Consider the following 26,736-nt stretch of genomic DNA (forward strand, 5'->3'; position numbering starts at 1 on the left):
CAATTTGGCCAGCGTCCTTCGCGGCGTCATCCTAATTATGGAAACTGTGTCATTTCCGTCTTGTGCGGCTCATAATCGAGCCGCGCCAAAACGTTTCATTACGTCAGTTTTGATCCGGCATAGGTGGAGGCGTGTAACCGTCCCATTTACCTGCTTGGACCTTGTCGGAGGTTTCTTTTTCCTCGGAACGCGGGGCATTGATGTACTCGTCGCTTACCGCGGGCGGCAACACATAGTCATCCACGCTCGCCTCGCGTACAACAATCTGGTCTTTGGTAACGTTGATCACCTGAAGATCACGAGCCAGCGTGAGCGGCCCATCGTAGGTCGACCGCACTCCTTCCAGAATTGCTTGATAGTTTTCTGGCGAAAGCACGGAGTGATATCCCAAAGCCATACGCGGTTCGACGGCAGACATGACCTTTCCGAATGCCGCAGGCTCGGAATGAATTCGCGTAGCGACATATGTCGCTTGCGTCATGTCCCAGCCGAAATACGGCGCAAGCGCTTCTGGTGGTAGGAAAGCCTCGTGCGATGCGATATCAGCACCTTTGGCATATTCGACATACCACTTGTTCGGGTAGGTATCTCCGCCGAAAACGTATTTCAGCCCATTCCACTCAAGGGAATAACTGACTGAACCGTCGAGGCTATGAATCGCAGGCCAGGAACGAATGGTGACACCGTTGTCTTGATAAACGATCTCGTTTTCCTGCATGTAGTCGAATTCGGTGACTTCGAGTTTGGCGCCCTCATCCGGCAACGCGCCCGTACGCGTAGCAAGGTCCCACGCATAGGCTTTTGACATACCCTCTACGTAGGCTTTGGTTCCAAGCTCATCTTCTGATCCCGAGGGGCCAAAGATGTGAAGCGGTGTGTACCGACCTGATAACCACCCGCCAACATGCAGCCCCATAAAATCCCCGACATGATCAACGTGCAGGTGGCTGAAGAAAACTTTGTCTATTTTTGAAAAATCGGGGCGCAGCGAGAACAAGTTGCCCGTTGATCCGGTGCCGACGTCGAACAGAAAAACGTCACCGTTGCCCAATTCCACATAAAACGAAATTGAGACGGCGGCCTTTGTCTGGTTTGGCATCCCTGTCCCTAACGCGGTTATCCGCATCTCGTCTTCGCCAAGTATTTCAGTATTGGGGAAATAGGATGCTGGATAAACACCATCTTCGATGGGGGCGGCCGTTCGACCTGTGGGCAACATGTTCTGCGCTTTGGCGGTTCCTGCCACTGCAATCCCCATTGCAAAAAACAAGACCGTTGCGGAATTGAGCAAGTTATTCATAGTTCCCCCTCCATTCTGAAATATTCATTCAGCACACAAATTCGTGAGCCCCCTATTCTCCGTAGACATCTCTACGGTAGGTCCATAGACTGGTCTATGTCAATAGAGGTGTCTATGGAAGCTGAGCCAAGGATAATTGAAAAACGGGAAAAAGCGTCACGGGAAGACTGGCTTCTTGCGACGCTGGACGTTCTGAGAGAGCGAGGAATCGAAGGTGTAAAAGTTGTTGCTATTGCCCGCAGGCTTGGCCTGACCAGTGGGAGTTTTTACTGGCATTTTCGAAACCTAAAGGATCTTCTGGACTCGGTTCTGCTATTTTGGGAAGACGCTCTAACTGGACATATTATTGAAGACGCACTTCAGTTCCAGGGACCGCCTGAAGAGCGGATACGGCACTTAATGAACCAGGTTATCCGCGAAGATGCTTCCAGGCCGGATGGAGCTATCGCGGTCTGGGCAAAATCCGATACCGATGCCGCACAATGTTATAGGCGCGCTATGAAACGGCGATTTGAGTTTTCTGCATGGCTATTCGAAGAGCTCGATTTTGCGCCCCCTGATGCTGAGATTCGAGGCCGGATGATGGTCATGACCCTGATGGGTGAGACAACGAACAACCTGCATCTGCAAGAAGATTGGCCAGATGTAATTGATCGGCACTGGCGAGTTTTGGTAGACAAATAGCTTCCCGCCAGTTGAGTTGATCAAACACCATTTTCGGTCAGTTTCTTAGCTGTTGCCTCCGAACTGATTGAAACGTTGATTTTGCACGCATTGTTGTCACACGCAAAGCTCCTCCGTGCGTCCGCTCCGAGACCAAAGGCGGGCGTTCGATTTTGGACTGAAGGCATTTCGTAGTATCCCTGTTGAAACAAGAAGGTTTTTGGGGGGACTACGTGTGCGATTGAATCTGATATCAACTCTCGTTCTGGCTTTTGCTTCGATATGCTCCACAGCGGCTGCCGATAGTGCGTCGGAAACACGAAAGTTCTATTATCCGAATACTGAACCACTTGGTGAAGCGGAGATGCGCGTTGTCTCGCTGGGCACTGGAACACCCAATTTTCGACACTCCCAGGCGTCAGCATCATGGTTGGTCGAACTTGGAAACGGTGACAAATTTCTATTCGATGTCGGGACTGGTTCGCTAGCTAATTTGGCAGCCTTGGAGATTCCGTACACGTATCTCGACAAAGTGTTCATCAGCCATCTGCATGTAGATCATATCGGAGACCTGGATGCGCTTTTTGTCGGCGGATGGGTTTCCAACCGGACAGTACCTTTACAGGTCTGGGGGCCAAGTGGATTGGAACCGGAGTACGGAACCGCAGCGGCAATGGACGGACTTCAAAAAATGCTGGCGTGGGACGTCGCAGGTCGTCGCGGGAACATGCCCTCGGCAGGCGGGCATCTGAAGGTGACTGAGTTCGACTATTCGAAGACGCAGGTGGTTTATGAGAACGACGGTGTGGTTATACGTTCTTGGCCCGCGATACACGGCATTGACGGTTCTGTGTCTTATAGCTTGGAATGGAACGGGCTTAAGTTTGTCTATTCGGGTGACACCAACCCAAACATATGGTTCGTAGAGAACGCCAAAGAGGCTGATCTCGTCATCCACGAATGTTACCTTACGGTACAACAGTTTATTGATATAAAGAACTATGATCCCGAACGTGCCCGTTTGATTGCAACGGTAATTCACACGCCACCGGATGCATGCGGCAAGTTATTCTCGACAATCGAGCCGCGACACGCGATTGCCTATCATACTTTTGCCGATTTCGACATTGCCCCAGATACAATCGCGGCAATTAGAATGACCTATGACGGGCCGCTCACATTGGCTCAGGATATGCTCGTCTGGAACATTTCGGCAAAGTCAGTAACCGTTAGAGAAGTAATAGGATCAGACAATCCGTTGCCAGTTGACCCCCCGACACCCGCCGGACCTCCTGACCCAAGCGAACGAACAGAATTGTCAGATTGGCTCAACGCAGGCCGCCTCGACCTTAGCCAGGATTAATCGGCGAGAAGCAATTCTTGCCAAATTGGGTTTGAGAGATCGGCAAACCCCACATACTTGAAGTGAATTCCTTTTGTCGATGCTCGGAACGAGTTCGCGTTGTCTACTCCTCGATTTCTGGGCCTGATCGCGGCGAATGGTCGGTTTGGATTCAGCGGTAGTCGGATTTTTAAACGACCGGTCTGGGGAAATCTGCTGCGCCGCCGAATGATCGCTACCGCAAACGCGAAGGTTTTCTGCGAAGGCATTAGCTGCACGGGCAAAAGGCAGCAAAGTCCGCAGAGCGGTCTTTCGCTGCAACTTGCTTGAACGGCAACTCTGCGGACAAAGCGGAATTTCGAAGACATGGAAATAATGACGTATTATCATCAGGTCTGAATGTGCGGCTTTCGTGAAGAAACGCGTTTTGATTTCAGCAAGTCTTGGGAGGCTTATTATGCTCAGGTACCTAAATTCCGCTTTGTTCTCTTCCATATTTGTAGTTTCGAGCGCAGCCAACGCGCAGTTCTTACCCTCTGAACAGTCCCTTCAAGACCTTTACCCCGGCAAAGCCTATTCACCCAATGCTCAACGCAGCTTTCCATCGCGTGTATTTTGGGGCGACACTCATATTCACACGGGTCTTTCCATGGACGCCGGTCTTTTCGGGAACACGACCGATCTGGACACAATGCTTCGGTTTGCGCGAGGCGAAGAGGTCGTCTCGGCCACAGGGCAGCGTGTTAAGCTGGCGCGAYCGCTAGACTGGATCGTRACAACGGAACACTCTGATGGAATGGGCATGATCACCGACTTGGCTAAAGGTTCTCCCAACATCACGGAGTCAGAACAGGGCTCCCGCTGGGCAAAAGGTCTGCAAGAAGGCGGTGAGGCGTCTGCTGCAGCAGCTCTGGACCTGATCACTACGTTCTCTCAAGGGAACATGGATCCGGATTTGATCGCAGATTATTCTCCCGGATCGCCCATCTATGCCTCGGTCTGGGAAGACATGATCGCTACCGTGGAATCGTTCAACGATCCGGGAGACTTCACAGCTTTCCACGGCTTTGAGTGGACGTCGCTGATCCGGGGCAACAACATGCACCGCAATATCATTTTTCGTGACAATGCAGACCGGGTAAAACAGGTCCAACCTATGACGACGCAGGCGCCCATCGGCTCTACAGACCCGATGGACTTGTATAAATGGTTGGAGGCTTATGAGGCCGATACGGGTGGACAAGCTTTTGCACTCGCGCACAATGGAAACCTGTCAAACGGCATCATGTTCCCATCTGAAACACGTTACAATGGCGAACCCGTGGACGAAGCCTATGCAATGGCACGGATGAGATGGGAACCGCTGTACGAAATCACCCAGATCAAGGGAGACGGCGAGGCGCACCCCGCACTTAGTCCCGATGACGAGTTTGCGAATTACGAAACTTGGGATGCGGGCAACCTCGATCTAACTGAAGCCAAAACGCCAGATATGCTTGCAGGCGAATATGCGCGCGAGGCGCTAAAGCAGGGGTTCGCTATCGAGGCGCGCACGGGCGTAAACCCATACAAATTTGGCTTGTCCGGCGCTACCGACAGCCATACATCGCTGGCAACCGCTGACAGCGACAATTACTTTGGTAAAGCAACAAATGCCGAACCATCATTGACCCGCGCATCGCATCCGTTCACCGAAACAGAAAATGGTACTTTTCCCGGTTGGTCATTGGTGGCGTCAGGCTACACAGGTGTGTGGGCCGAAGAGAACACGCGCGCCAGTCTATGGGATGCCATGGTGCGCCGCGAGGTTTATGCCACAACGGGTCCGCGCATGGCCGTGCGGTTCTTTGGGGGATGGGAGTTCGACGAGGATGACATGAGGTCTCGCGCTCCAGCCTTTATTGGATACGAAAAGGGTGTTCCGATGGGTGGTGATCTGCGAGCGGCAACGTCTAATGCGCCAACTTTCATGGTCTATGCTCTACGCGATCCCATCGGAGCAAATCTTGATCGCATCCAGATCGTCAAAGGCTGGATGGACAGCGGCGGGAACTTGTCGGAAAAAGTCTATGATGTGGCGTGGTCGGATGACCGTGAACTGGGTGCTGACGGGAAACTGCCAGCAGTAGGCAATACGGTCGATCTGGAAGCGGCAAACTATGTCAACACCATTGGCGCTTCAGAGCTGGGAACGGTCTGGGCAGACCCAGACTTTGATGCCTCCGAACACGCGTTTTACTACGCGCGCGTAATTGAAATCCCGACGCCACGCTGGGTCGTTTATGACAAAGTGCGTCTAGGCGCTGACATTCCCGAAGAAGCGACGTTGATCGGACAAGAGCGCGCGTATACGTCACCGATCTGGTATTCGCCAAATAATTAGTAGAATGCCCGTTATTCTTGCTTTTTGACTGACCGCTTTGGGCTCAATGCGGTCATTCGTGAAATGACTGCTCAGCGGACAAAGCTGACTTCGTCATCCGCAACAACTATCGCCATTCTGGATCGGCGGGCAAGGCACCGTGGCATAGGAGCAGTAGACACAACAGTCCCCTTCCAACGGCTTCAAGACCGTTGTGCAAGACTTGCATTCATAGAACCACTGGCAAGCATCCGTCGGCATTATTTCGGTTTCGCTGTGACCGCATTTCGGGCAAGTCAGGGTGCTTTCAAGCACTACGGTTTGTTCTGTCATAGTCTCACATCTGCATTATCAGGTAATCATTGATCCGGGCCTCATTAAAGACGACGACCCAAGCCAAGCCTGTGATTGCCGTCGTCCCTGAAAGCCACCATTTCAACTTTGGTAGGGAACCGCGCTGATAAGATACAAGCCACGATATCGCGACAAGCGCCGTCGAAATCGCCAATACGTAGTAGCTTGCCGCCGCGATCTTTCCGAAGATGGCCAGCCAACTGCCCCCTAGTCCCAGCAACATCATTGTCATGGGCAATACACAGCAAGTCGCGACGCCAAGCGCTGACAGTGATCCCAGATAACTAAGGCTAAGGTACTTCTGCATCTCATTCCCTTGATTAGTTGGAGTTGTCGAAGTGTCAGCCTCTCGTATAACTTCTGTAATCGCTACAGGATCAAGAAGCGAAAACTCACATGTTTGCGATTGGGAAGCATCCCGGCAAAGCGGTGTCGGCATTGAAACGATCCGCTACTATGAACGCGAAGGGATCGTGCCCAAACCAGAGCGGGCAACTAATAACCGGCGGATGTACTCCGCGCACGATGTTGGAAGGCTTCGTTTCCTGAAAAAATGCCGTGATTTGGGCTTTCCACTCGCCGATACAAAGACGCTTCTCAGCCTGTCCGAAGGCGACGGAGAGGATTGCCGATCCGTGAAAGAGCTAGCTGAGCTTCATATCTTAAATGTCCGCACGAAAATAGCCGAACTTAGGCGCTTGGAAGCCGCCTTGAACGAACTCACGGCCAACTGCGACAGCGGGAATGTCTCTTGCCCCATGCTCTCAAAACTGCGTACCGACTGGTGAAACTTTGGGCTCGGTGCGGTCGTTCGTCGAATTGTCGTGATTAACCGCACTGCGGACGAAGTCGCCGTAGGTATCTAAAGCGCGAATGTCCGCTCCTGAAACTAAGTGATGCGGAATTAGACAGGCACGTATTTTAATGAAAACGGCGACCAGATGTTTCTCCAGGGGCGCGCCTCCTCCAGTTCATAGGCCAGTTCATATAGGAGGCGGTCTTGCCCTTCTGCTGCGATGAAGTGTGAACCTATCGGAATACCCAAGTCTGCACTCCAAGAGAGCGGCACGGACATGGCTGGGCATCCAGCGAAGTTGATTGGCGATGTGAATTTCAAGCGCGCGGCAACATATTGAGATAATTCATAAGAAAACAACTCGTCCGGGGTATGCTCATACAAGGGCGGAGCTACCACGGGGGCGACAGGTGCCAGAAGAACGTCATATTTTTGGAAAACATCAGCGAACAAGGGCACCAGATTGTCGAGGAATGCACGGCCTTCCGCGATTTCTTCGGGCGATATTTCTAATGATGCCTCGATATTGGACGCCAGAAACCGCGTCAGCAGACCCGACTCCATGACCGATTTTCCAGTGGCCCCCTCGACTGCTGATTTTAGGGCGCCGAGCTTGCCACCAAAGAAATTTGAATAAGCGTTAGCCATTACATTTGCGTCGACGGGCCAGGGTGTTTCTTCCACTTCATGACCAAGGTTTTGCATCAGGAGCGCCACCTTGCGCTGAGCTTCCAAAACCTCCGGGTCCGTTGTTATCAATTTACCATCGTCAACAACCAGCCCGACTTTCAGCCGTCGGCCTGACGGCCCTGAGACGAAGCCCACTGGCGGGAATGGATCGCCTGAAAGAGATTCCGTAAGAGAAAACGCAAGTGCGCTATCGCGGACCGTGCGGCTCAGCATTTGGTTTGTTTTTGCGACATCGTGTGTGCCATTCGCTTCACCGGACCGCATACGCCTGCGGCTCGGTTTCATGCCGAAAATGCCAGTCGCTGAAGGAGGAAGCCGATTGGACCCTGCGCCGTCTGTTCCATGCGCCATCGGAACAACCCCGGCCGCAACCGCGACAGCAGATCCACCACTGGAAGAGAAAACCGAATAACCCAGGTTCCACGGGTTTTTGGTGGCCCCAAAGACATCATTGTTTGTTATGATGAAACTTGCCAATTCAGGCACGTTGGTTTGCCCAAGTATGTTGAACCCAGCGGCTTCGACACCGTCAACATATTCTACGTTCCGCTCTGGAACGTTACTCAACATGAACCGTGACTCGTCCGTACGGGGCAAACCACCGATGTCGATCATGTCCTTCATCAGGATTGGAACACCGGCGAAGGGAGCATCAAGCGGGATTGTGTTAGCCTTCAAGCGGGCTCGGTCGAAGGCCGAGTTTGTCATGAAATTCAGCGCTGGGTTCATGACTTCGATCCTGCGGATGAACGTCTCGACCAGTTCTGCTTGAGTAAACTCACGAGCGCGCAAACGCTCCGCGAGCCCCGTCGCATCTTCGTCGATCAGTTCGTCCATGCGACGCGTTTGTGCGAGCGCTGCAACTGGCCGCATACCAATAACAGACGCCGCGGCAGCGGACCCCTTCAAAAAAGATCTACGAGTTTGTCCAACCATTAGGATCGCTCCTTGCACTTTTAGATGCTTTGTATCTTTACATTTTTTAATACTTGGAGCATCTGCTCGAAACGTCGACAAGTTTGCAGCTTGGTAGCCTCTATTTTGGGATAGCAACCGACAAATACAGAGCGCGTTTCAGGTGGCGATTTGGTCGAATATCTTGCTTAGCCTCGAGTCAGTGAATCTCTCCGTGACGAAGGTCTGCTTCGCGGTGTCAAGTCTGGCATGACCCCAAAATGCAACGGCGGCTTAGGGCTTATAGCGGTCATTCACTGCACTCGGCATGAGCATCCGCTTTACGGACAAAACGGACCTTCACAGGAATCCTTCTATGAGGAATTTGAGGTTATGCAGGACACAAACGCTCGTGCATTGCGCGACATGTCTTGCCAGTGCGCAAGAAGGTCTAGGGAATAATGGATTTTTAAGTCGACCCATGATGATTCCATATAATGCTGACAGCCCGGATAAGGTACTGATCCGGGCTTTTTACACGTTATCACGTCGGTGATTTGACCGCTGGAGTCGCGGGAAATATGCAGGTCTGTATCACTGGAGACGCTGGTTTCTGGATCTCTGAAGGGTGGAGCATCTGAAACCAGTGTTTCCAGCCCAAGTATCGACTCGACGGCGTAAAACTCGGGTACATCAGTTACTCTGTATCCTCGAATGCGCTTGGCGAAATGCTCAGCGACAGAGTTCATCGGCCTGTAGTCCGTCAACAGAATACCAACATAAGGCCCTTCCTGACATTTTGGTAGAAGCTCAGGTGGCCAAGGCGTGAAGCTTTCACCGTGAATCCGCAGAACCTGACCTCTTCGCGTAGTGTTGTCTCGGAACTTAAGTCGTGGATCAAAGTACCCGCGTGGAATACTAAGGCGAACTTTCTCTGCGCCCGGCTGCAACTCAAGAGAAACAGTTAGATTGGTCGAGTGATCCGAAGGGCAAATGAACGGCGATGGCTGGAAAGTAGACGCATCGTAAATTTCAGCGGCTGTAACTTCGGGCAAGCCAATGGTCGCAGCAAACGCAAAGCACGCAAGAGTGTCTCGTGTAAATCGAATGGTGCTGTCAGACTAATTCGAACCAGTCTCAGTTTACCGCGGAAACCGCGAACCTATCCGGAACAGAGTTGACGCCACTCACTAAGAGCGGCGGCGCGGGTCAGCTTGAAGGTGTCTCGACTGGCTAGCGATCTTTCCTGGTTGAAGTGGTTGTAAACGGAGGAATGGACGGAGGCGAATTTCTGCAAGCTTCGCATACGCCTGAAACGCAGCATGGCCCGTTCTCTTCGTCGAAACGGCAGGTGCGAGTTCTCGTCGCGGTTGTTGAGCCACCTGCCCGTCCTTTGTTTTTCGGTAGCGCCAAGCTCTCTGAGCGCGGCTCTGTATGAGGCGAAGCGATCCGTGACGACGTTTTCCGCTTCTCCGTGCCGCTTCATCAATTTCCTGAGGAATTTCAGTGCAGCCTGCTTGTTTCGGCGTTTGGTGACAATGGCTTCCAGCACCTCGCCTTCATAATCAACGGCTCGCCAAAGATAATGCCGCTTGCCACTCACCTTCACGAAAACCTCGTCAACGTGCCACTTCGATTTTGAAAAGGCTCGGAGTTGCTGAACCCGTTTTCTTCGGATCTCTGATGCAAACATCGGGCCAAACCTGTTCCACCAATATCGGATAGTTTCGTGGCTCACGTCGATGCCTCTCTCGTGCAGCAGATCTTCGACATTCCGAAGCGAGAGCGGGAAACGGATGTACAGCATCACCGCAAGGCGGATGATCTCGGGACTGGTTTTAAAGTATTTGAATGAGGCAGGTCTGGTCATGGGCAAAAGCTACGCAACTGCCCTGCCCCGCTCAAGCAAAGTTCTTCTGACAAGACCGCTTGAAGTATCCGCTTCGGGCGCGGCGCTGTCATGCGATCCGATCTGACGAACGGCTGCTATGCCGACAAACGCTTATTGCATCATGAGCAGGTAATGACCGCGGTTAGCCCAAAGCGGACATGTCCGTTTCACACATTATGTGCCTCCTCAGGGAGAGGGACCGCAAAAGCTCTGGTGCTTGCGATACCCCAGAACTTGCGTATTAAGCATGGTCCATCGCGCTGCGTTTCACTAAGCTGGTTGAGTTTTCCTAGTTCGTGGAGGAACGAATGTGCGGTGGATAAGACCACTGATTGCCGGAGTATCCCTCCCGTGCCTACTTTTGGGTCTTCTGTTTTTTGCGGCCTCGTTGACCCCCTCCCTCATTCCACGCGAGCCGATGGTTCAGGGATTATTAGGCGGGATCTTGGTGGCGCTTGGCTATCTTCTGGGGCGTGTGCTCGAACTGATTTGGCAGGCCGCTGATCTGCCGCGCATGCGCGGACGTCTAGCGCTTGTCGGCAACATTGTCTTTGCGGCTCTTGTTGCCGGATTTTCAATATGGACGCTGACCTTCAGCTTTGAATGGCAGAATGAGCTACGCGCAAAAATGGGGATGGAGCTTGCAGATGCAAAGCACCTGGCGCAGATCCTCTTGGCAGGGACCGGAACCTTTGCGCTCTTTTTTCTGATCGGCGCGCTCGTGGCGGCCCTGTTCCGATGGGTCAGGGACCGCTTCTATCGCTTCATGCCGCCGCGCCGAGCCAATGTTCTGGGCGTTGTGACGGTCGCCCTGCTGCTCTTCGTCGTCACTCGCGACGGCATTTTCGACCGGGTGGTCACGGGCCTCGATGAAAGCTTCGAGGCTGCTCAGATGCTTTTTGATATCGCGCCTGACCTGCCCGAAAGTCCGGATCAGGCCGGTTCCGAAGCGTCTCTGATTGACTGGGCCGCGATGGGTCAACCCGGCCGAGATTTCGTCCTGGATGGCCCGGACGCCGACGCGATTTCCGCTTTCACAGGCAAACCAGCGCTGGACCCTATACGGGTCTATGTCGGCCGGGCAAACGGCGAGTCACCGCAAGAGCGGGCCGAACTGGCACTTGCCGAGCTAATACGGCTGAGGGCTTTTGATCGGGAAGTTCTGATCGTTACTAGCCCCACAGGAACCGGTTGGATGGACCCGGGTTCTCACGATCCGGTGGAATACATGCACAATGGCGACATCGCGACGGTAAGCGCCCAGTATTCCTATCTACAATCGCCTCTGGCACTGGTTCTAGAAACCCGGACCGGCCTTAATCAAGCGACCGCGCTTCTCGACGTGGTGCACTCCTATTGGCGGACGCTGCCAAAGGATCGCCGCCCAAGATTTTACGTGCACGGTCTGAGCCTTGGTGCCTGGTCGTCGATGTACGCCACAAACCTCTTCCGCCTTGCCGACGACCCGATCGATGGGGCTTTTTGGACAGGTCCGCCGTTTCCGTCACGGTTCTGGCAGCAAGCGCAGAACGCGCGCGAACCTAGCAGTCCATGGGTGCTCCCTATCATTGGGGACGGATCGTTCGTCCGATTTGCGTCGCACTTCTCGGATGCCTCTCAAGCTATCGCGGACTGGGGGGAGATGCGGATCGTATTCCTGCAGTATTCCAGCGATCCGATCGTCTTCTACGATCCGAGTTCGCTTTGGCGGGCACCGCCCTGGATGAACGAACCTCCAGCTGAAGATGTTTCAAAGCATCTCGTCTTCATCCCGGTAGTCACGCAGTTTCAGTTGGCCCTCGACATGGCGTTATCTTTTGGCACGCCACCAGGACATGGCCACGCCTATTTTGCGCAGGATTACATCTCGCCCTGGGTCGAGGTCACGGCACCAGCGGACTGGAATGCTACTGACACCAAACGGCTGAAAGCGCATTGCGATATCGGGTACCAGCTTGGATGCCAGAACCGGTGAGCCAGTGTTGGTGTTCCTTAATCTGTCTGGCGAACTCGGCACAAGCCGTCGCTAGAAGCTGAGAGATTAATCCGCATTCCTGAGAAGCGGCGCACAAGGCGAGAGTCTGCTTTGGGCTCAGAGCGGACACTCGACAAATTTGACTGATCGTCTGCTCTGAGGACATTGCAGTCATTGACCTAAAGATACATGATCACCACCTGACGGGATTTAGTGGAGACACCATGGCAGACGAGAGAGTGAGCCACTGGGAGGAGGCCTACCGCGAGAAAGACGATACCCAGCTGAGTTGGCATCAGGATGATCCCTCGATCTCGTTGGAGCTCTGCGACKTGGTCGGCGTCGATAATGCCTCCTCYGTGATAGACATAGGCGGAGGCACTTCACGCTTCGCAGAACGCCTGATCGAAAGAGGACTRAGCGACGTTTCTGTGCTCGATGTATCCAAAGCTGCGCTTGATCGATCTCGTGGACAACTTSGCGCCGTAGGCGAGCAGATTGAATGGATCGCAGCCGATGTCACAACCTGGAGCCCGGAGAGAAGCTATGATCTATGGCACGATCGCGCCGTATTTCATTTCCTTGTCGATGCGGACGACCGTTCCGCCTACCGGGACCAGTTGTACCGCTGCCTTCTCCCAGGTAGCCATGCGATTATCGCAACGTTTGCGCTCGACGGTCCGGAGAAGTGCAGCGGTTTGCCAATCGTTCGCTATGATCCAGAGGAGCTATGCGAGGTATTAGGCGATCGTATTTCCCTGGTCACGCATCGGAAGCACACACACCATACTCCCTGGGGAAGCTCTCAGTCCTTCCAATTCAGCTTGTTACGCGTGGGCCAGTAGCGCTGCTAATGCGCTTCGGCACGACTGTGACATCCAATGGCCTTGCTCATGCCTTCGGTGCAACTTTACTCATCCGGCGGCCGGGTGCTGTCAGACTAATTCGAACCAGTCTCAGTTTGCCGCGGAAACCGCGAACCTATCCGGAACAGAGTTGATGCCACTCGCTAAGAGCGGCGGCGCGGGTCAGCTTGAAGGTGTCCCGGCTGGTGAGCGATCTTTCCTGGTTGAAGTGGTTGTAGACAGAGGAATGGACGGAGGCGAATTTCTGTAAACTTCGCATGCGCCTGAAACGCTGCATCGCGCGTTCACGTCGTAGAAAAGGAAGGTGCGAATTCTCGACGCGGTTATTGAGCCACCTGCCCGTCTGCTGTTTTTCGGTAGCGCCGAGCTCTCTGAGAGCAGCCCGATACGACGCAAAGCGATCGGTGACTACCTCTTTAGCTTTACCGTGTCGCTTCATCAATTTCCTGAGGAATTTCAATGCCGCTTGCTTGTTTCGACGTTTGGCAACGATTGCTTCCAGCACTTCGCCCTCATGATCGACGGCCCGCCAGAGGTAGTGTCTCTTGCCATTCACCTTTACGAAAACCTCGTCCACGTGCCACTTCCATTTAGAGAATGCGCGCAGCTGCTGAATACGCTTCCGTCTGATCTCAGCAGCAAACATAGGGCCAAACCTGTTCCACCAATATCGGACAGTTTCGTGGCTCACGTCGATGCCGCGCTCATGCAGCAGATCTTCGACATTCCGAAGCGAGAGTGGAAAACGGATGTACAGCATCACCGCAAGGCGGATAATCTCAGGACTGGTTTTGAAGTACTTGAAAGAGACAGGGCTGGTCATGGGCAAAAGCTATGCAACCGCCCTGCCCGCCTGAAGCCAAGTTCTTCTGACAAGACCGACTAAAGTGTTGCGTCGACCCATTGAAACCGCCCTCGCATTGCGGGCGTTTAGAGTAGATTGGCTAAAGCATGCTAATGCTTCAGCAAAGAAATGTGTTGTCAGCAATGCCTACTATGGGTACGGCTCAATCTTCTCGGCAGAAAGGGAGTAACCGATCTCGGCCAGTTGGGTCGATTCTGCTGCTGTTCCAAACGTTCCGGTGACACTCACGGGCTCAAACAATCCCTTACTAGCGTAAGGCTCGCCTGTTGTGACCAAAACCAATTGATTTGCTGGTGGCGGTGGCACATGCACACATGCGCCGACGAATGGAACCAGAATAAATGTAGTGACGGCCGCACCATCGAATTCGAGCGGAACGACGTATCCGGGCAGTCGAACGATTTTGCCATTCCAATCGGATCGTAGACCAGATGATTGAGGCTGCTGAGTCACAAGAGGTGCGGCTTCGTGTTGCACGAGACCGCGCAATTGCTCAGGTAGCGGACTTTCTCCTTTGGGGAGAAGGTCCTCCCAATTCAGATTTATGATCTCATCAGCGTTGGCAAAGGAAGCCCTTGGTACCGCGATAGCCGCGGTCAGACCGAGCAAGACGTCGCGTCGGAGCAATGGATTTTTTATGTCTGCGTTCGCACGTTCGCTTCTGGGCATGCAGTTATCCATCTGGCTGACCCCCCACTCCCGCTGACAAGTTCGCTTCTCGGGCTTGCGCCAAATATACGGACACTGTCAGCACGCCTGTCAGACCCGAAATAGACCGTTGGCGAACAAGTGTTTGGAGTGTCGCTGCCTGAGACCAGTCGGACACGGCTGCGAATTGCCGCGCCACGATCTCGCCCGCACCGGGACGCAAGGCGACGAAATCGCTGATAGCAAGTCCTATGGCCGTTTGCACGTCTGGCTCGGCCAACTTGTTTATCGCCGCAAAGGCCATGATCACCTCTTCCAGCTTTTGGAGCGGCTGCGACGGGTCCAAAAGTAGACGATCTGCAAGTTTCTGTGCACCTTTGGCACCATCCAGCTCCACCAGCGCTGCGGAGAAAGCGCCTAGATTATTCGCCCAATCCCAGTCTTCGGCGCGATCGATGAAGGCATGGACCTCCTCGCGCGCCGCGTAGTCGTCGCTCAACCCGAGCAGCAACACGCGGATGGCCTGATAGGGGTAGCCTTGCTTAGTCCATAGCTCTTTGAGCAATTCTTGAGGCGGTATGCGAATATCCATCGTTCGCAGCCTCTCATACGGCATCTTGTCAAACTCGGAGATCACGAGAGCCCTTATATTAGGATCACTATTGCCTTGAAGGCCGTCCACGAAATCTTGCCGGGATTGTTCGTATCCAGCACGCCATTCTTTTCTGTGGGCAAGAGCGGTGTTCAGTACCGGTCTGAATACATTGTCGACTTGAGCCACGATCCTCCAGCCGCTTCCTGCAATGCCATCGTCAATTCCCGACACATGCGCAAAAAGAATGCCGTCTTCCAGATTAAGCGCCAATTGACGCCGGACCGTGCTGCTTACGAGGCCGGGAAGCTCGATGTCTGATGTCGAGCCGACAAGTAACTCGGACACCCCATAAGCGAATGCGTTGTCGGCTCTCGGTCGCGCGATGACCAGCTTTTCGGCGTCGACAATCCAGTCGATTGAGGATCGCTCGGGCTTGACGAGGTCAAAACCGCAGGCCGCTACCGAGCCGATCGAAATCGTCACCGTAATTATAAAGGCAGCTGCCATCCGCACAAGCTGGCTGACCGAAACTGTGATGGTATTGCTGGTCAATCTGGGAGCCTTCTCGGAACAGGTACTCGAAAACATTAAATGATCCTCGCTCGGATTGCCGCTCAAGAGTACACAGGAGTGTTTTTCAGGTACAGGAACAATAATGGTGCACAAAGGGACGCATATTCTCTTTTCAAATATGATTGAGGGGATCGACCGAATACAGGCTTTTGCAGCCCGGAATACAAGGACCAGGCTTTACCACTGTAAGGATCCATCCGCTCTGCCGTTAGCTTGTAACCGGTTTAAGGGAGCACTTTCGATTGCAGCTGGGTTCGCATGATCTTGGCATCCCAGAGTTCATCGCTCGGCCAGGACCGCGTGTCTCACAAAGAGAGTATGATCAATCTGTCTCATGTTTTCACCATCATACCATCGGCCAGTGACAAGCGATAGGCTCTGAAAGCCGGAACCATACTCACAATTGCGCCAGCGGCCACCACGCCAAGCAAGACCCAAAGTTCCCTAATGCTGGGTGCTTCTATGGGCAACCATAGGCCAAACGCGCTGTCGATCATCGGTTGCGCGACGGTCAAACCGAGGTAAAGGAATAATACACCAAGGAGCGCACCAACAGCAGCGGTCAGAACCGCCTCCAACACTAAAAGACCCATGATCGTTGCGGGTCGCGCGCCCATGGCCCGAAAGATCGCCATTTCGCGGCGGCGTTCATTCAGACTTGAAAAAATTGTCGCCATCATGCCGATCAAGGCTGTGACCACAACCATAGCCGACACACCCAACAAAGCGGTTTCTGCAACCCCGACAATGCCCCAGAGTTCTTGAAGGGCGACACCTGGCAGGACGGCCAGAAGCGGCTCCTCCGGGTATTCATTTATCGCGCGTTGAAGGGCAAAGATCTGCAATGGGCTTTCGACGCCGATCAGGGCCGCCGTGACCGCCTTGGGCGTCAGCTCCATCTGCCGGATCACATCGGCGGGCGTGGATTGACCGGGCACTTGTGCGCCGTTCTGCCAATCCACATGAATCGCCTCAATGGCCTCTAGGCTGACGATGACTGTGCGATCGACCGGTGTGCCGGTCTTGTCAAGAATGCCGGAGACCCGAAACGGCTGATCCTTGTGTTCGCTGAAAGACGCGATGCCATGCGCCACAACGATCGGATCGCCGACGTCATAGCCAAGCGATGTGGCAACGTCCGCGCCGATCACTGTGTCGAAAAGATCAGACATCAGCGCGCCATAAGCCACTTCAAGCCTCCGCCCTTGCCGGTACTTGTAGCGCTCGAAGAAGTCGACGGTGGTGCCCATGACCCGGAACTGGCGATGACTGTCACCAAGCGAGATTGGGACGATCCAGTCCACTTCGGGTCGCGAGGCAATGTCCCGATAGCTTTCCCATGTGACATTGTTCGTGGCGTTGCCGATGCGGAAAACCGAGTACAGCAAAAGCTGCACCGAGCCCGACCGCGCGCCAACAATCAGGTCGGTGCCCGAGATCGTGTCGGAAAAGCTGGCCTTGGCCCCGGTGCGCACCTTTTCGACGCCAAGGAACAGGGCCACCGACAGCGCAATTGCCAGAACCGTCATAGCCACCGTCAGCGCCCTTGCGCTCAGCGACCCGATTGCCAGCCGCAGGATCATGCCGCCTGCCTTTCTATGCGCGCGATGTCTTCCATGGCGATCACCCGGTCGAAGCGGCCCCCAAGGCGGGGATCGTGACTGACCATTAGAAGCGTCGTCCCATGGGCCCGCACTTGGGCGAAAAGAAGGTCAAGGAATGCCGATTGACTGGTGGCATCAAGTGCAGATGTGGGTTCGTCAGCAATGATGATCGGGGGCCGGCCTATCATGGCACGCGCAACTGCAACGCGCTGTTGCTGACCGACGCTGAGGGTGGAGGCTTTCGTGGCCAAAAGATCTGGCAGACCCAAAGCGGCGCAAAGACCTCGTGCCTCATCGGGCCCGTTTTCTACCCGACCACGGCGCGCCGGGGCAAAGCGCAGCGGTAAAAGGACATTGTCTAGGACGGAGCCGAAAGGCAGCAGGTTGAATTGCTGGAATATCACTCCGATCTGTTCGGCGCGAAACCGGTCGCGCTGTCCGCCCGAATAGTCAGACACATCGGTACCCGCAACGCGCACAATCCCGGCGTCCGCGTGGACCGTACCGCAGATCAGAGACAATAGCGTGGATTTGCCTGATCCGCTTTCCCCCAGAAGAAGAACGGCTTCGCCCCTCAGAACTGAAAAATTCGGCACCGAAAGCGCGAAAGACGCCCGTCCTGGCCATCGGAAACGAACGTCCTTCAGATCAAGGATCAGTTCAGGCGACGTCAATTAGAACATGCCGCGCAAATCAAGCGTCGGTGCATCGCGCTCGATCTCGAATGCCTGCGCACCCGAGGCCGTCACAATCTGCACCTCCAATTCCAATGCGTTCTCGAAAGTCTCGAAATAAGCGAATTCGATCCCCGTTAGCGCATCAGGATTTCCGCAGGTCAGTGCGTATTCAGCGTGAAACTCAGTGTGGCTGGCTTCCGCTTCGGCATGGTCGTCGTGATCGTTATGCTTTTCGCCATCGGCGTGGTCTTCATGGCCATGCTCGTCGTCGTGGCCCTCATGAGCCTCGCTTTCGGCATGCTCTTCGTGGTCGTGCTCGTAATGTTCTTCTTCACTTTCCAACACAGCGCTGGCCTGGGTCACGCTGCACTCCGCCGCTGAGGGAAGAACGAAAAGGTCTAGCGGTTTTGCCAGCATGGCTACGGCGGCATCAATCGCAGCGCGATCTTCGGCGCCCGTCGCCTCGTATTCGAAGCCAACAATGTCCGCACCCGGCGCATGGAGCTCCATCGCGATCGTGCTGCCGTCAACCGCGATGTTCAGTTCGCCAACACCGTGTTCGTGAGCATCCAACTCGCGCGCATCTTCTGCGATGGCGGGAGCGGTGGTAAGGGCGACTAAGGCGGGAAGTGCATATTTCATGGCATACCTTTTTGAATTGGATTTGTCTTAAACGGCGCAAGTATTGCAGGCCCCGTGGAGTTCAACGATGTGGCGGTCTGGCACAAATTTGCTGGCCGAAATCAGAGCGGTGAGTTTCGACAGAAGTGATCCACCATCGTGCTCTTCGACCTTCCCGCAATTATCGCAGATCGTCAGGACCGGTAGGCTGTTGTCGTGGTCACATCGGCAAGGCACGAAAGCCTTGAGCGATTCAAGTTTGTGCGCCCGACCCTGGTCGGTCAGTGCAGTCAAGGCGCGATACACAGTTGGTGGCGCAATATCCGGCTCGTTCTTCTGCAAACGACCCAAAATTTGATAAGCCGTCATAGGTGCTTTCGAAGATCTCAGGACGCCAAGAATGTCTGCCTGTCTGATTGCAGCCTGTTTGCGCATGGGATTTGCCTCTTTGTTCGGTAGTTTTTACTTTATAAAGTAACAACATCCAAGCGCCTCTATAATTGTCGGCGAAAATCGATCAAAGTGGGCATTTGAATGCAGTGCAGCAATTGTCACAATGGGTTCAAAACAGTCTTTTGCTGCGTAGTGCATCAATGACCGCTGTGCGGAGAGGATGTGTGAAAACTCCGGCCCAAGCACGCTCTCGTCGCGCTCGTTTTCGGCACCTGCGCAAAAGCTCTCTCAGAAATGCGAGAGAATGCACATAGAGGCTGTTTTCGGCGTATTTCGCCAGACCGTCAGAGTTTTCACACAGCCTCCGGACGAACCCGCCTTATGCTGGCGCAGCGAACTCCGTGCCCGCGCATCCACGCAATCGGGGAATTACTTGCGGCGCTGCAGCGAGATTTCCCGAAAGCGGTCATTGAACGCTGCCAAACTGGAACCCGTCGTTCGCTGCGCTTCCGTTCTATGTCTCACATGCGGACAAAGCATCCGTTCGCTGCTGTTTAACCCAAACTACGGCTCCTCGGCCTTTTCGGCCTGGCATTGCTGTTAGCCAGCAGAATGAACAAACAGCAGCGAAATCGACCCCACAAGGATCAAGCTCAACGCCCATATTACGTCCAGATTGAACCACCCTTTCGAGAGGAACCTCAGGCCCAGCCAATGATATACTCCGAACGCAAGCAACCCGCCTGAGATTGTCATAGCCAGCGTGTGGGCCAAGGCGACACCAACAGCGATTTTGGCGTTTCCAGTCATCAGATCAGCCGCCGCTGCATGTCCTGGGTCCGTAGCGATTGTGCGACAGATGCCCAGATAGATAGGAACCAACATCAGCCCTGCTCCGTGCGCCATCGCTGCCAAAAACGACCAGAGCGCAAGCCGCGACGGAGGTACCCGCGCAAGTATTCGCGGGTGACGCCGGTTGAGCAACAGATAGACGCCCAGTCCGATCACGAGACAGGCCGCGAAGATCTGAATCTCACGCTGCCACTCGGCTAGAAACAGCAGCGCAGTAAAGGGAAACAGAATGGCGCCCATCGCAACAAGATGCCCGGTCGCCAGCGCGATCAACGCCCTGAAAAGGCTGTTGCTGCTTTTGTCCATCAGAGCCGCTGATACCGCCAAAGGCCAACCCATACCCGGATTGACCCCGTGATAAATGCCCGAGGCGACAACAGCCCACCACAGGGCTGTTGCCGTGTCTAATCCGTCCACGCGTCAGACAGACGGGTAGCAGAAGCTATCTGTTGAGCAGTCTCCGCCTTCCAGACGAATCTGGTGGCTACGATAGCCTTTTGGGAACTCGACATAGAAATCTTTGTCCAGTTCCAGACCACCGTTTTCTCCGACATTGGCCATGACCATTTGCCCGCCCTCATCGTCTGGGTAAAACTGATCATCCCACGTCGAATAGAGCGAATTGGTCCAGTAGACTCGTTTGCCGTCCCGGCTGATCTCAACCATTTGGGGTCCGTAGACAAAATCCTTGCCGTTCGGGTGTTTCGCCCCGCGTGCAATCCCGCCAAGCTCGACCTTGCCGGTCAGCTTGGGGTTCATCGGGTCAGAAACATCATACTGATGCATTTCTCCCTGACCCCAACAGGCGACGTAGAGGTACTTGTCGTCCAGGCTCAGGTCGATGTCGGTGACCAATGGGGGTACGGCCTCAAATCCCTGCAACAGGGGTGGAAGGTTCTCAGCCTTCTCAGGTCGCGGATCAATCGTGATCGTCTTTTTAGCCTCGAACGTTCCGTCATCCTTCTGCCACCATGTGAAAATTGCGCCCTGCAGGTTTGTGGTGTCCACGACGACGCCGCAAAAACCATAATCCTTTGCCGGATCATGAGCAGGCCGGATTTCCAAAGCCATCTGGTGGTTCGCACCCAGATCAATGGTTTGGACGTTGCGGCGTTCGCGCAGGTTCCAGAAATGGATCTTGTGGCCGTATTTGTTGGACAGCAAATCCTCGGCCACGATCCCGTTTTCAAACTGTGGCGGCAGCCCCCATTCCGAGCTTACCATGTAGTCCCGCGGAAGATTCCACCAGAAATCATAGTGCTTGTCCTGTTCACCTCGGTCCATCTCGTAGCGGCCAAGGATATCAAACGTCTCGCAGTCCATGATGAAAATGCCCGGAGGGCCATTCGTGCCATCGGCACCGCCGCCGCCGAGCGTTGAAACATAAATCCCTTCGGGACCGCAGTGGATTGTGTGCGGGCGGGAATAGCCCGTTTTGGCGAACACCTCTTCGGGTTCGATGATCTTGTGAATCTTCGCCTGCAGGGGGTCCTTCACATCGATCACGTAGATGCGCGAGGACCGGATTCCCGGTACAATCAGATACCTGCGTTCCAGAAATGCATGCCCTGTCAGGGGCGAAAGTGCAGAAGAGCACGCGTTCCAGCCAAAGTGGTGAAACTCGTCACCCTTGTTGGGCATGATAAGCTGATGGACGATCTGACTGTAGGTCTTCGATTTCGGGTCAACATCCACAACGGCCAGGCCATCCGGCTGTGAGCCGTCCGGACTGAGCATCAATGTGAAGGCGAGCGTTTCCGCCGGTGCCTCCATAGCAAGTTTCGGTGTGGCGTGAAAAGTCGGGTCAGGTCTCAAGTTCATAACTGGCTCCTCCCAGGCCGTGGACGCCAGACCTAAATCAAGTTTTGTCTGGTATCGCCCAGAACTGAGAATGGCACATATTCAAGATTCGCGAAAACGGGCCAAACTCAGGCACTTGAATTTGCCCTTTTGAATCGGCTCTTCCAATGACTGAAATGGGCTCAAAGCAGCCGTTTGCGGGGCTCTGTTTGAGTGACCGCCACGCGGACAAAGCTGCCGTTTGAATTCGCTCTGGGAATGTCGGCTTGTGTCGCTCAGTTTGGAGCAGTCGCATACTCCAAGGACGCAATTAGGACACGGCTTATTTGGTCAACCGCCCCGCTGCGAACACGCCCGGGTCTATCGCCATGAGATGCACGTCATTAGTTGGTGCCATCTCCAATTTTCTGCACAAACCTTCAGAAGGCGCGTTACCTTCACGGATCCCTGTGAAAAAAGTCCCAAGACCATGGAGATCACGTATAGCAAGCATTGAATTTGCGCCCATGATCAGGGCAATCCCCTCGCCCCGCCGCGATTCATCTGTCGCTAGCATACCCCACCAAGCCTGATCGGCATTCCGGTGATCAGGATGAAACTGCGCAACGGCTGCTGTTGCCGCGACGACTTTCCCATTGCGGTCACGTGCCAGCAAACACACGCTCGGGCGTCTCAGCCTGCGGATGAACGCGCCCATCGGAAGCAGGACTCCGCATGCCTGTGTGAGCGTATCCAATTTGGCCAAGTCATCACCTGGTGTTTGCGCATCTACATGCATGAGTTCGAGATCATCGGGTAACTTGCGCGACGCCAAAACCATGGCCGCGGCTTCAAGCGATGCTGCGCTCCCTTGCCAGTCAACGAACTGATCCGTTTTCAGACCGTGCTGTTCAAGCCCTTCACGCCTACGATCGGCAGCTTCGACAGGAGTTCCTTCGGCCATGCAAACGCCCTGTAGTCGAGTCATCGCAATTTGCTTCACCAAATCGATGTCGTTCTCCGCGCTAAGGCCCACCGCGCGGCCATGGCAGGAATAAGTCGGGTCATTCTTGACCAATGTCCAAATACGGTCCGCCCTGCGTTGCAGGTCCTGCTGTTCTGGCTGGCCAAAAAATTCATTCGAAAAATCTGTCATAACTTATTCGTAGCATCAGCAAGCTTGATGGGAAGAAAAATCTAGCAACGCGCTTTGGCGACCAAATAACAGCGGACAATCGTGTGCAGTGCAGCATTCAGCAGTTTGGGCTCTTTCCAGACCTTAGCCGCACTTAGCTCAAACGGCGGCTGAGCGGACAAATTTACCGTTGGCTCAATGGTTCCTGAGGACCGGTCTCAGCCCATAGCGGACGTTTGAGTCCGACGCTCGGGGCGGGAAGCGGACGTGTCGCTGCGACCGCGCCAAAGTCTCCAGTCACTTCAACAAAGCGGACGTTGGAGCGGTCTGCTGTTGCCGCAGTGTTCATGCCGCTAATGAAGAGGAGTTTTGACAGTTTCCCACGAAACTCGGCCTGTTCGTCAAATCAAGGAGCGTCTCATTTAGTTTTAATTCCCGAAACATGGCCTTGCTACTCAGCCGTTCAAGGTTTGGTTCAGGTCATCCCGTTTCAATCAAAATGAAAGGCCATTAAAGAATCGATTGCCCTGTAGACTTCCAATCAAAAAGAAACTGTTCAATGCCGGCGTCCGTCAGCGGATGCGTGACTAGTTTGCGGATGACGGACGGGGGTATCGTGGCAATGTCGGATCCGGCCAAAGCAGCCTCAGTTATGTGATTGGAGCTTCTGATGGATGCTGCAATGATTTCAGTTTCAATGTCATAATTGTCGAAGATGCTCCGGATATCACTAATGAGGTCGACCCCATCCAGATTGATATCGTCCAATCTGCCAATGAAAGGCGATATATAGGTCGCACCCGCTTTCGCCGCCAAGAGTGCCTGATTGGCTGAAAAACAGAGTGTGACGTTCGTGCTGATCCCTTCCTTTTTGAAATGAGCACAGGCCCTGAGGCCATCCAGTGTCAGCGGCAGTTTGACAACGACGTTGTCGGCGATTGCTGCAAGATGCTCTCCCTCTGCAATCATTCCCGCAGTATCAAGGGCTGCAACTTCTGCCGACACGGGTGTATCTGTCAGGGTGCAAATTTCGGCGATAACTTCTTTGAAATTGCGGTCGGACTTGGCAATCAGGCTTGGATTGGTGGTGATACCATCTACTAATCCAAAGCCTATAAGGTCTTTAATCTCGTCTACTTCTGCTGTGTCCACAAAGAACTTCATGAGGTTTCCTCATCGTGAATGGAGTGATTTTGGTTGCACCTGAACCCGCCTAGAGGTGCTGCTTTAACGGATGGGTGAATCTAATGCGCAAATTCAGATTGCGTAGCGCATCCCGAATTCGGTGTAATTCTGGTTCAGTGTAAGATCGGCTTTCCGGCTATCACGGATGACACGTTCAGCGTTGGGCAGATCGTTCGTTTTCGCGCGTTGCAACGCGGTTTTCGGATCAAATCCATGCTTGATCCAGCGGTGTTGCAACCGCTTTTCGAGTTCTTCCAAAGTTGGGCTGACAAAAACCGTTGCGGCATAGACATCCGCCAATGTTCTCCACAGGTCGCTATCCATCAGAAGGTAGTTCCCTTCAACAACAACAGTCGGAGTGTCCGGGTGAACCGCAATCGCGTTGGCAATGGCGAGATCCATTTGACGGTCAAATCTGGGGTGAAAGGATTCATGCTGCGCGGATTGCAACTTTTGTATTGCATTGCAAAACCCAACTGCATCGAAGGTTTCTGGCGCGCCTTTTCTCGCCAGCAATCCTCGCGCTTCAAGTACACGATTGTCTAAATGGTAGCCATCCATAGGCACTAACGTGGCTAACGGAACCGACGAGTTCTGTTGTGCGTTCAGCGATTTCACAACGGATTCTGCCAGGGTCGACTTTCCGGATGCAGGGGGGCCGGCGATTGCGACAATCGTCCGAACCCCAACCTGCTTCCGGGAGGAGATCAGGTCGCACACGCGCTTTGCATCCTGCTCGATCACGCGGTGCCTTCTTTTGGTGGTTCTTTGGCACCGGTCATAAAGGCCACGGCGTCGGACATCGTGTAGTCCTTGGGATCAATCGTGCAGAGCCTATTGCCGAGCCGGTGCACATGAATTCGGTCAGCGACTTCGAAGACATGTGGCATGTTGTGGCTGATCAGGATGATCGGAATACCACGTGCGCGTACGTCCTGGATCAGCTCAAGCACCTTGCGGCTCTCTTTCACGCCCAAAGCCGCTGTGGGCTCATCCATGATGATGAACTTGGTCGCAAAGGCGGCTGCGCGCGCAACGGCAACGCCTTGACGCTGGCCGCCGGACAACGTCTCTATCGCCTGATTGATTGACTGCACGGTCATGAGGCCAAGCTCAGTCAGTTTTTCGCGGGCGAACTTCTCCATAGCTGGCCGGTCGAGCTGACGCATGTATTTGCCCATGAAACCCTTTTTGCGGATCTCCCGCCCCATGAACATGTTGTCCGCAATCGAAAGTGCAGGAGACATGGCAAGCTGCTGATAGACGATTTCGATACCCATATTCCGGGCGTCGATTGGAGAGTTAAAGTTTACCTTCTTTCCTTCGATCAGGATCTCGCCCTCATCCGGGATTGTGGCCCCGCATATCGCCTTGACGATGGAAGATTTGCCAGCGCCGTTGTCTCCGATAACGGCTAGGATTTCTCCTTGCCGCAGTTCAAAGTCGGAATGGTCGATGGCGGTGACGTGGCCGTAGCGCTTCACGATCCCGCGCCCTTGGACGACTGGAGTTGTGCCTGACATTAGCCCGATACCTTTCTGATCCACTGGTCGACAGCGACCGCCGCGATGATGAGAAGACCGATCAATAGGAAGGTCCATTGCGCATCGGCACCAAGCAGCCTTAGCCCAAGAGTAAACACTCCGACGATCAGTGCGCCGAATAGCGATCCCAAAATGGAGCCCCGCCCGCCGAACAGAGAGATGCCTCCGATCACAACAGCGGTGATGCTTTCAATGTTGGCCAATTGGCCGGACGTTGGCGAGACTGATCCGATGCGCCCAATCAGAGCCCAGCCCGCGAAGGCACAGATCAAGCCAGACAACATGTAGACGGACATGAGCGTTCGATGGACGTTGACACCTGATAGTTCGGCGGCCTCAGGATCGTCACCCACGGCATAGACATGCCTTCCCCAAGCCGTGTGTTTAAGCGCATAGGCCAACACAAAAATCAGGGCCAGCATGAAAATGACGCCAACAGTAAAGGTCGCTCCACCAATGCTGAATTTGGTTCCGAAGAATTGAAGGAAGGGAGCGTTGGCTTCGATGTCCTGACTGCGAATAGTCTCGTTCGCGGAATACAGGAAGTTGGTCGCCAGTACGATCTGCCACATCCCGAGTGTGACAATGAAGGGGGGGAGTTTAACGCGGCTGACAAGCCAGCCGTTCAGTGCTCCGATCAAGGTTCCAACTGCAAGCCCGCACATTACAGCTATTGGCACTGGAATGCCGTATCGGAAAGAGAACTGCCCCATGATAACAGAAGAAAATACCATGATTGCGCCGACGCTCAGATCGATGCCGGCGGTCAGAATGATCAGGCTTTGCGCTGCGGCCACGATACCGACGATCTGAACCTGCTGAAGGATCAAGGTCATGGCAAAGGGCGAGAAGAACTTTGACCCCAATAGCAGTCCGAAAATCAATATCGCACCGACCAGAACGATAAGCGGCACAAAGGATGGGTTGACGTGGAGAAGATGCTGTAACCTCCCCAGAACGCCACGCCGATGGTCCTCAAAAGCCGCAACAGTTTCTGTTCTGCTGGCAGCGGATTCAAATTCCTGGGCGCTTTGGTTTGCTTCGGACATATCTCCCCCTTTTCACGGGCGGCGTTACGCCCACGAGATGAGTGTACAGGAAGTTTCAGTTTGCTGGTGAAAGGAGTGATGAG

General features: G+C 54.1%; 25 protein-coding genes. 6 read left to right on the top strand and 19 right to left on the bottom strand.

The window, feature by feature from the left end; all coding sequences use genetic code 11:
* Positions 1 to 103 precede the first annotated feature (103 nt).
* Positions 104 to 1,300 carry a guanitoxin biosynthesis MBL fold metallo-hydrolase GntH gene (gene gntH / locus DHN12_RS20850; RefSeq protein ID WP_108861910.1) on the bottom strand — a complete coding sequence of 399 codons (1,197 nt, stop codon included), beginning with the start codon at positions 1,298 to 1,300 and terminating at the stop codon, positions 104 to 106.
* A gap of 114 nt (positions 1,301 to 1,414) precedes the next feature.
* Here gntH (DHN12_RS20850) and DHN12_RS20855 point away from each other — a divergent pair, with 114 nt between their 5' ends.
* The 3 genes from DHN12_RS20855 (at position 1,415) to DHN12_RS20865 (ending at position 5,688) form a co-directional block, all read left to right on the top strand.
* Positions 1,415 to 1,984, top strand: a complete 570-nt coding sequence (locus DHN12_RS20855) for a TetR/AcrR family transcriptional regulator (protein ID WP_108861911.1) — start codon at positions 1,415 to 1,417, stop codon at positions 1,982 to 1,984.
* A 220-nt stretch (positions 1,985 to 2,204) separates the two neighbouring features.
* Entirely contained in the window at positions 2,205 to 3,326 is a 1,122-nt protein-coding gene (gene gntH / locus DHN12_RS20860) for a guanitoxin biosynthesis MBL fold metallo-hydrolase GntH (RefSeq protein WP_234416717.1), read from the top strand.
* Between the two features lie 436 nt (positions 3,327 to 3,762).
* Positions 3,763 to 5,688 (top strand): DUF3604 domain-containing protein, encoded by a 1,926-nt coding sequence (locus tag DHN12_RS20865; RefSeq protein ID WP_108861913.1) that lies wholly within the window; start codon positions 3,763 to 3,765, stop codon positions 5,686 to 5,688.
* 93 nt (positions 5,689 to 5,781) lie between these two features.
* On the opposite strand, the gene DHN12_RS24915 is transcribed toward DHN12_RS20865, so the two are convergent.
* Both DHN12_RS24915 and DHN12_RS20875 read right to left on the bottom strand, forming a co-directional pair.
* Complete coding sequence (locus DHN12_RS24915; RefSeq protein WP_108861914.1) at positions 5,782 to 6,000, bottom strand: GDCCVxC domain-containing (seleno)protein; 219 nt, start codon at positions 5,998 to 6,000, stop codon at positions 5,782 to 5,784.
* A 4-nt stretch (positions 6,001 to 6,004) separates the two neighbouring features.
* Entirely contained in the window at positions 6,005 to 6,328 is a 324-nt protein-coding gene (locus tag DHN12_RS20875; RefSeq protein WP_108861915.1) for a hypothetical protein, read from the bottom strand.
* Between the two features lie 31 nt (positions 6,329 to 6,359).
* Here DHN12_RS20875 and DHN12_RS20880 point away from each other — a divergent pair, with 31 nt between their 5' ends.
* Entirely contained in the window at positions 6,360 to 6,809 is a 450-nt protein-coding gene (locus DHN12_RS20880; RefSeq protein ID WP_234416719.1) for a MerR family transcriptional regulator, read from the top strand.
* Between the two features lie 116 nt (positions 6,810 to 6,925).
* On the opposite strand, the gene DHN12_RS20885 is transcribed toward DHN12_RS20880, so the two are convergent.
* Both DHN12_RS20885 and DHN12_RS20890 read right to left on the bottom strand, forming a co-directional pair.
* Positions 6,926 to 8,560 (bottom strand): amidase family protein, encoded by a 1,635-nt coding sequence (locus DHN12_RS20885; protein WP_159090100.1) that lies wholly within the window; start codon positions 8,558 to 8,560, stop codon positions 6,926 to 6,928.
* 1,003 nt (positions 8,561 to 9,563) lie between these two features.
* Entirely contained in the window at positions 9,564 to 10,271 is a 708-nt protein-coding gene (locus DHN12_RS20890; RefSeq protein WP_108861917.1) for an IS6 family transposase, read from the bottom strand.
* A 409-nt stretch (positions 10,272 to 10,680) separates the two neighbouring features.
* Between DHN12_RS20890 and DHN12_RS20895 the strand changes: the two genes are divergently transcribed.
* Both DHN12_RS20895 and DHN12_RS25265 read left to right on the top strand, forming a co-directional pair.
* Positions 10,681 to 12,267: an alpha/beta-hydrolase family protein gene (locus DHN12_RS20895; RefSeq protein WP_234416720.1), complete on the top strand. Its 1,587-nt coding sequence runs from the start codon at positions 10,681 to 10,683 to the stop codon at positions 12,265 to 12,267.
* 224 nt (positions 12,268 to 12,491) lie between these two features.
* Positions 12,492 to 13,112 carry a class I SAM-dependent methyltransferase gene (locus DHN12_RS25265; protein ID WP_108861918.1) on the top strand — a complete coding sequence of 207 codons (621 nt, stop codon included), beginning with the start codon at positions 12,492 to 12,494 and terminating at the stop codon, positions 13,110 to 13,112.
* Positions 13,113 to 13,248: 136 nt separating this feature from the next.
* On the opposite strand, the gene DHN12_RS20905 is transcribed toward DHN12_RS25265, so the two are convergent.
* From DHN12_RS20905 to DHN12_RS20970, 14 genes are all read right to left on the bottom strand, one after another.
* Positions 13,249 to 13,956, bottom strand: a complete 708-nt coding sequence (locus DHN12_RS20905; RefSeq protein ID WP_058278344.1) for an IS6 family transposase — start codon at positions 13,954 to 13,956, stop codon at positions 13,249 to 13,251.
* A gap of 171 nt (positions 13,957 to 14,127) precedes the next feature.
* Positions 14,128 to 14,667: a DUF3299 domain-containing protein gene (locus DHN12_RS20910; RefSeq protein ID WP_058278468.1), complete on the bottom strand. Its 540-nt coding sequence runs from the start codon at positions 14,665 to 14,667 to the stop codon at positions 14,128 to 14,130.
* A 4-nt stretch (positions 14,668 to 14,671) separates the two neighbouring features.
* Positions 14,672 to 15,907: a hypothetical protein gene (locus DHN12_RS20915; RefSeq protein WP_159090101.1), complete on the bottom strand. Its 1,236-nt coding sequence runs from the start codon at positions 15,905 to 15,907 to the stop codon at positions 14,672 to 14,674.
* A gap of 239 nt (positions 15,908 to 16,146) precedes the next feature.
* Positions 16,147 to 17,397 (bottom strand): ABC transporter permease, encoded by a 1,251-nt coding sequence (locus DHN12_RS20920; RefSeq protein ID WP_058278342.1) that lies wholly within the window; start codon positions 17,395 to 17,397, stop codon positions 16,147 to 16,149.
* Complete coding sequence (locus tag DHN12_RS20925) at positions 17,394 to 18,092, bottom strand: ABC transporter ATP-binding protein (protein ID WP_058278341.1); 699 nt, start codon at positions 18,090 to 18,092, stop codon at positions 17,394 to 17,396. The genes DHN12_RS20920 and DHN12_RS20925 overlap by 4 nt, the downstream gene beginning before the upstream one ends.
* The gene (locus DHN12_RS20930; protein ID WP_058278340.1) at positions 18,093 to 18,737 is read right to left on the bottom strand and encodes a DUF2796 domain-containing protein; all 645 of its coding nucleotides are present in this window, start codon (positions 18,735 to 18,737) and stop codon (positions 18,093 to 18,095) included. It lies immediately after the preceding gene.
* A gap of 27 nt (positions 18,738 to 18,764) precedes the next feature.
* Positions 18,765 to 19,151 carry a Fur family transcriptional regulator gene (locus DHN12_RS20935; protein ID WP_058278339.1) on the bottom strand — a complete coding sequence of 129 codons (387 nt, stop codon included), beginning with the start codon at positions 19,149 to 19,151 and terminating at the stop codon, positions 18,765 to 18,767.
* A gap of 558 nt (positions 19,152 to 19,709) precedes the next feature.
* A complete protein-coding gene (locus tag DHN12_RS20940) occupies positions 19,710 to 20,378 on the bottom strand; it encodes a hypothetical protein (protein WP_058278338.1) in 669 nt (222 codons plus the stop codon).
* A gap of 3 nt (positions 20,379 to 20,381) precedes the next feature.
* A complete protein-coding gene (locus DHN12_RS20945; protein ID WP_058278337.1) occupies positions 20,382 to 21,782 on the bottom strand; it encodes a selenium-binding protein SBP56-related protein in 1,401 nt (466 codons plus the stop codon).
* A 301-nt stretch (positions 21,783 to 22,083) separates the two neighbouring features.
* On the bottom strand, positions 22,084 to 22,896 hold the full coding sequence (locus DHN12_RS20950) for a hypothetical protein (RefSeq protein WP_108861920.1): 813 nt from the start codon (positions 22,894 to 22,896) through the stop codon (positions 22,084 to 22,086).
* 489 nt (positions 22,897 to 23,385) lie between these two features.
* Positions 23,386 to 24,039: a fructose-6-phosphate aldolase gene (gene fsa / locus DHN12_RS20955; RefSeq protein WP_108861921.1), complete on the bottom strand. Its 654-nt coding sequence runs from the start codon at positions 24,037 to 24,039 to the stop codon at positions 23,386 to 23,388.
* A 93-nt stretch (positions 24,040 to 24,132) separates the two neighbouring features.
* Positions 24,133 to 24,462, bottom strand: coding sequence for a hypothetical protein (locus DHN12_RS24920; RefSeq protein ID WP_159090102.1), 330 nt, complete (start codon positions 24,460 to 24,462; stop codon positions 24,133 to 24,135).
* Between the two features lie 338 nt (positions 24,463 to 24,800).
* Positions 24,801 to 25,583 (bottom strand): ATP-binding cassette domain-containing protein, encoded by a 783-nt coding sequence (locus DHN12_RS20965; RefSeq protein WP_050605881.1) that lies wholly within the window; start codon positions 25,581 to 25,583, stop codon positions 24,801 to 24,803.
* Positions 25,583 to 26,653 carry an ABC transporter permease gene (locus DHN12_RS20970; protein WP_108861923.1) on the bottom strand — a complete coding sequence of 357 codons (1,071 nt, stop codon included), beginning with the start codon at positions 26,651 to 26,653 and terminating at the stop codon, positions 25,583 to 25,585. Before DHN12_RS20970 ends, DHN12_RS20965 begins: the two co-directional genes overlap by 1 nt.
* Positions 26,654 to 26,736: the final 83 nt, after the last annotated feature.

The sequence above is a fragment of the Ruegeria sp. Alg231-54 genome (genome assembly GCF_900143525.1).
In the GTDB taxonomy this organism is placed as follows: domain Bacteria; phylum Pseudomonadota; class Alphaproteobacteria; order Rhodobacterales; family Rhodobacteraceae; genus Ruegeria.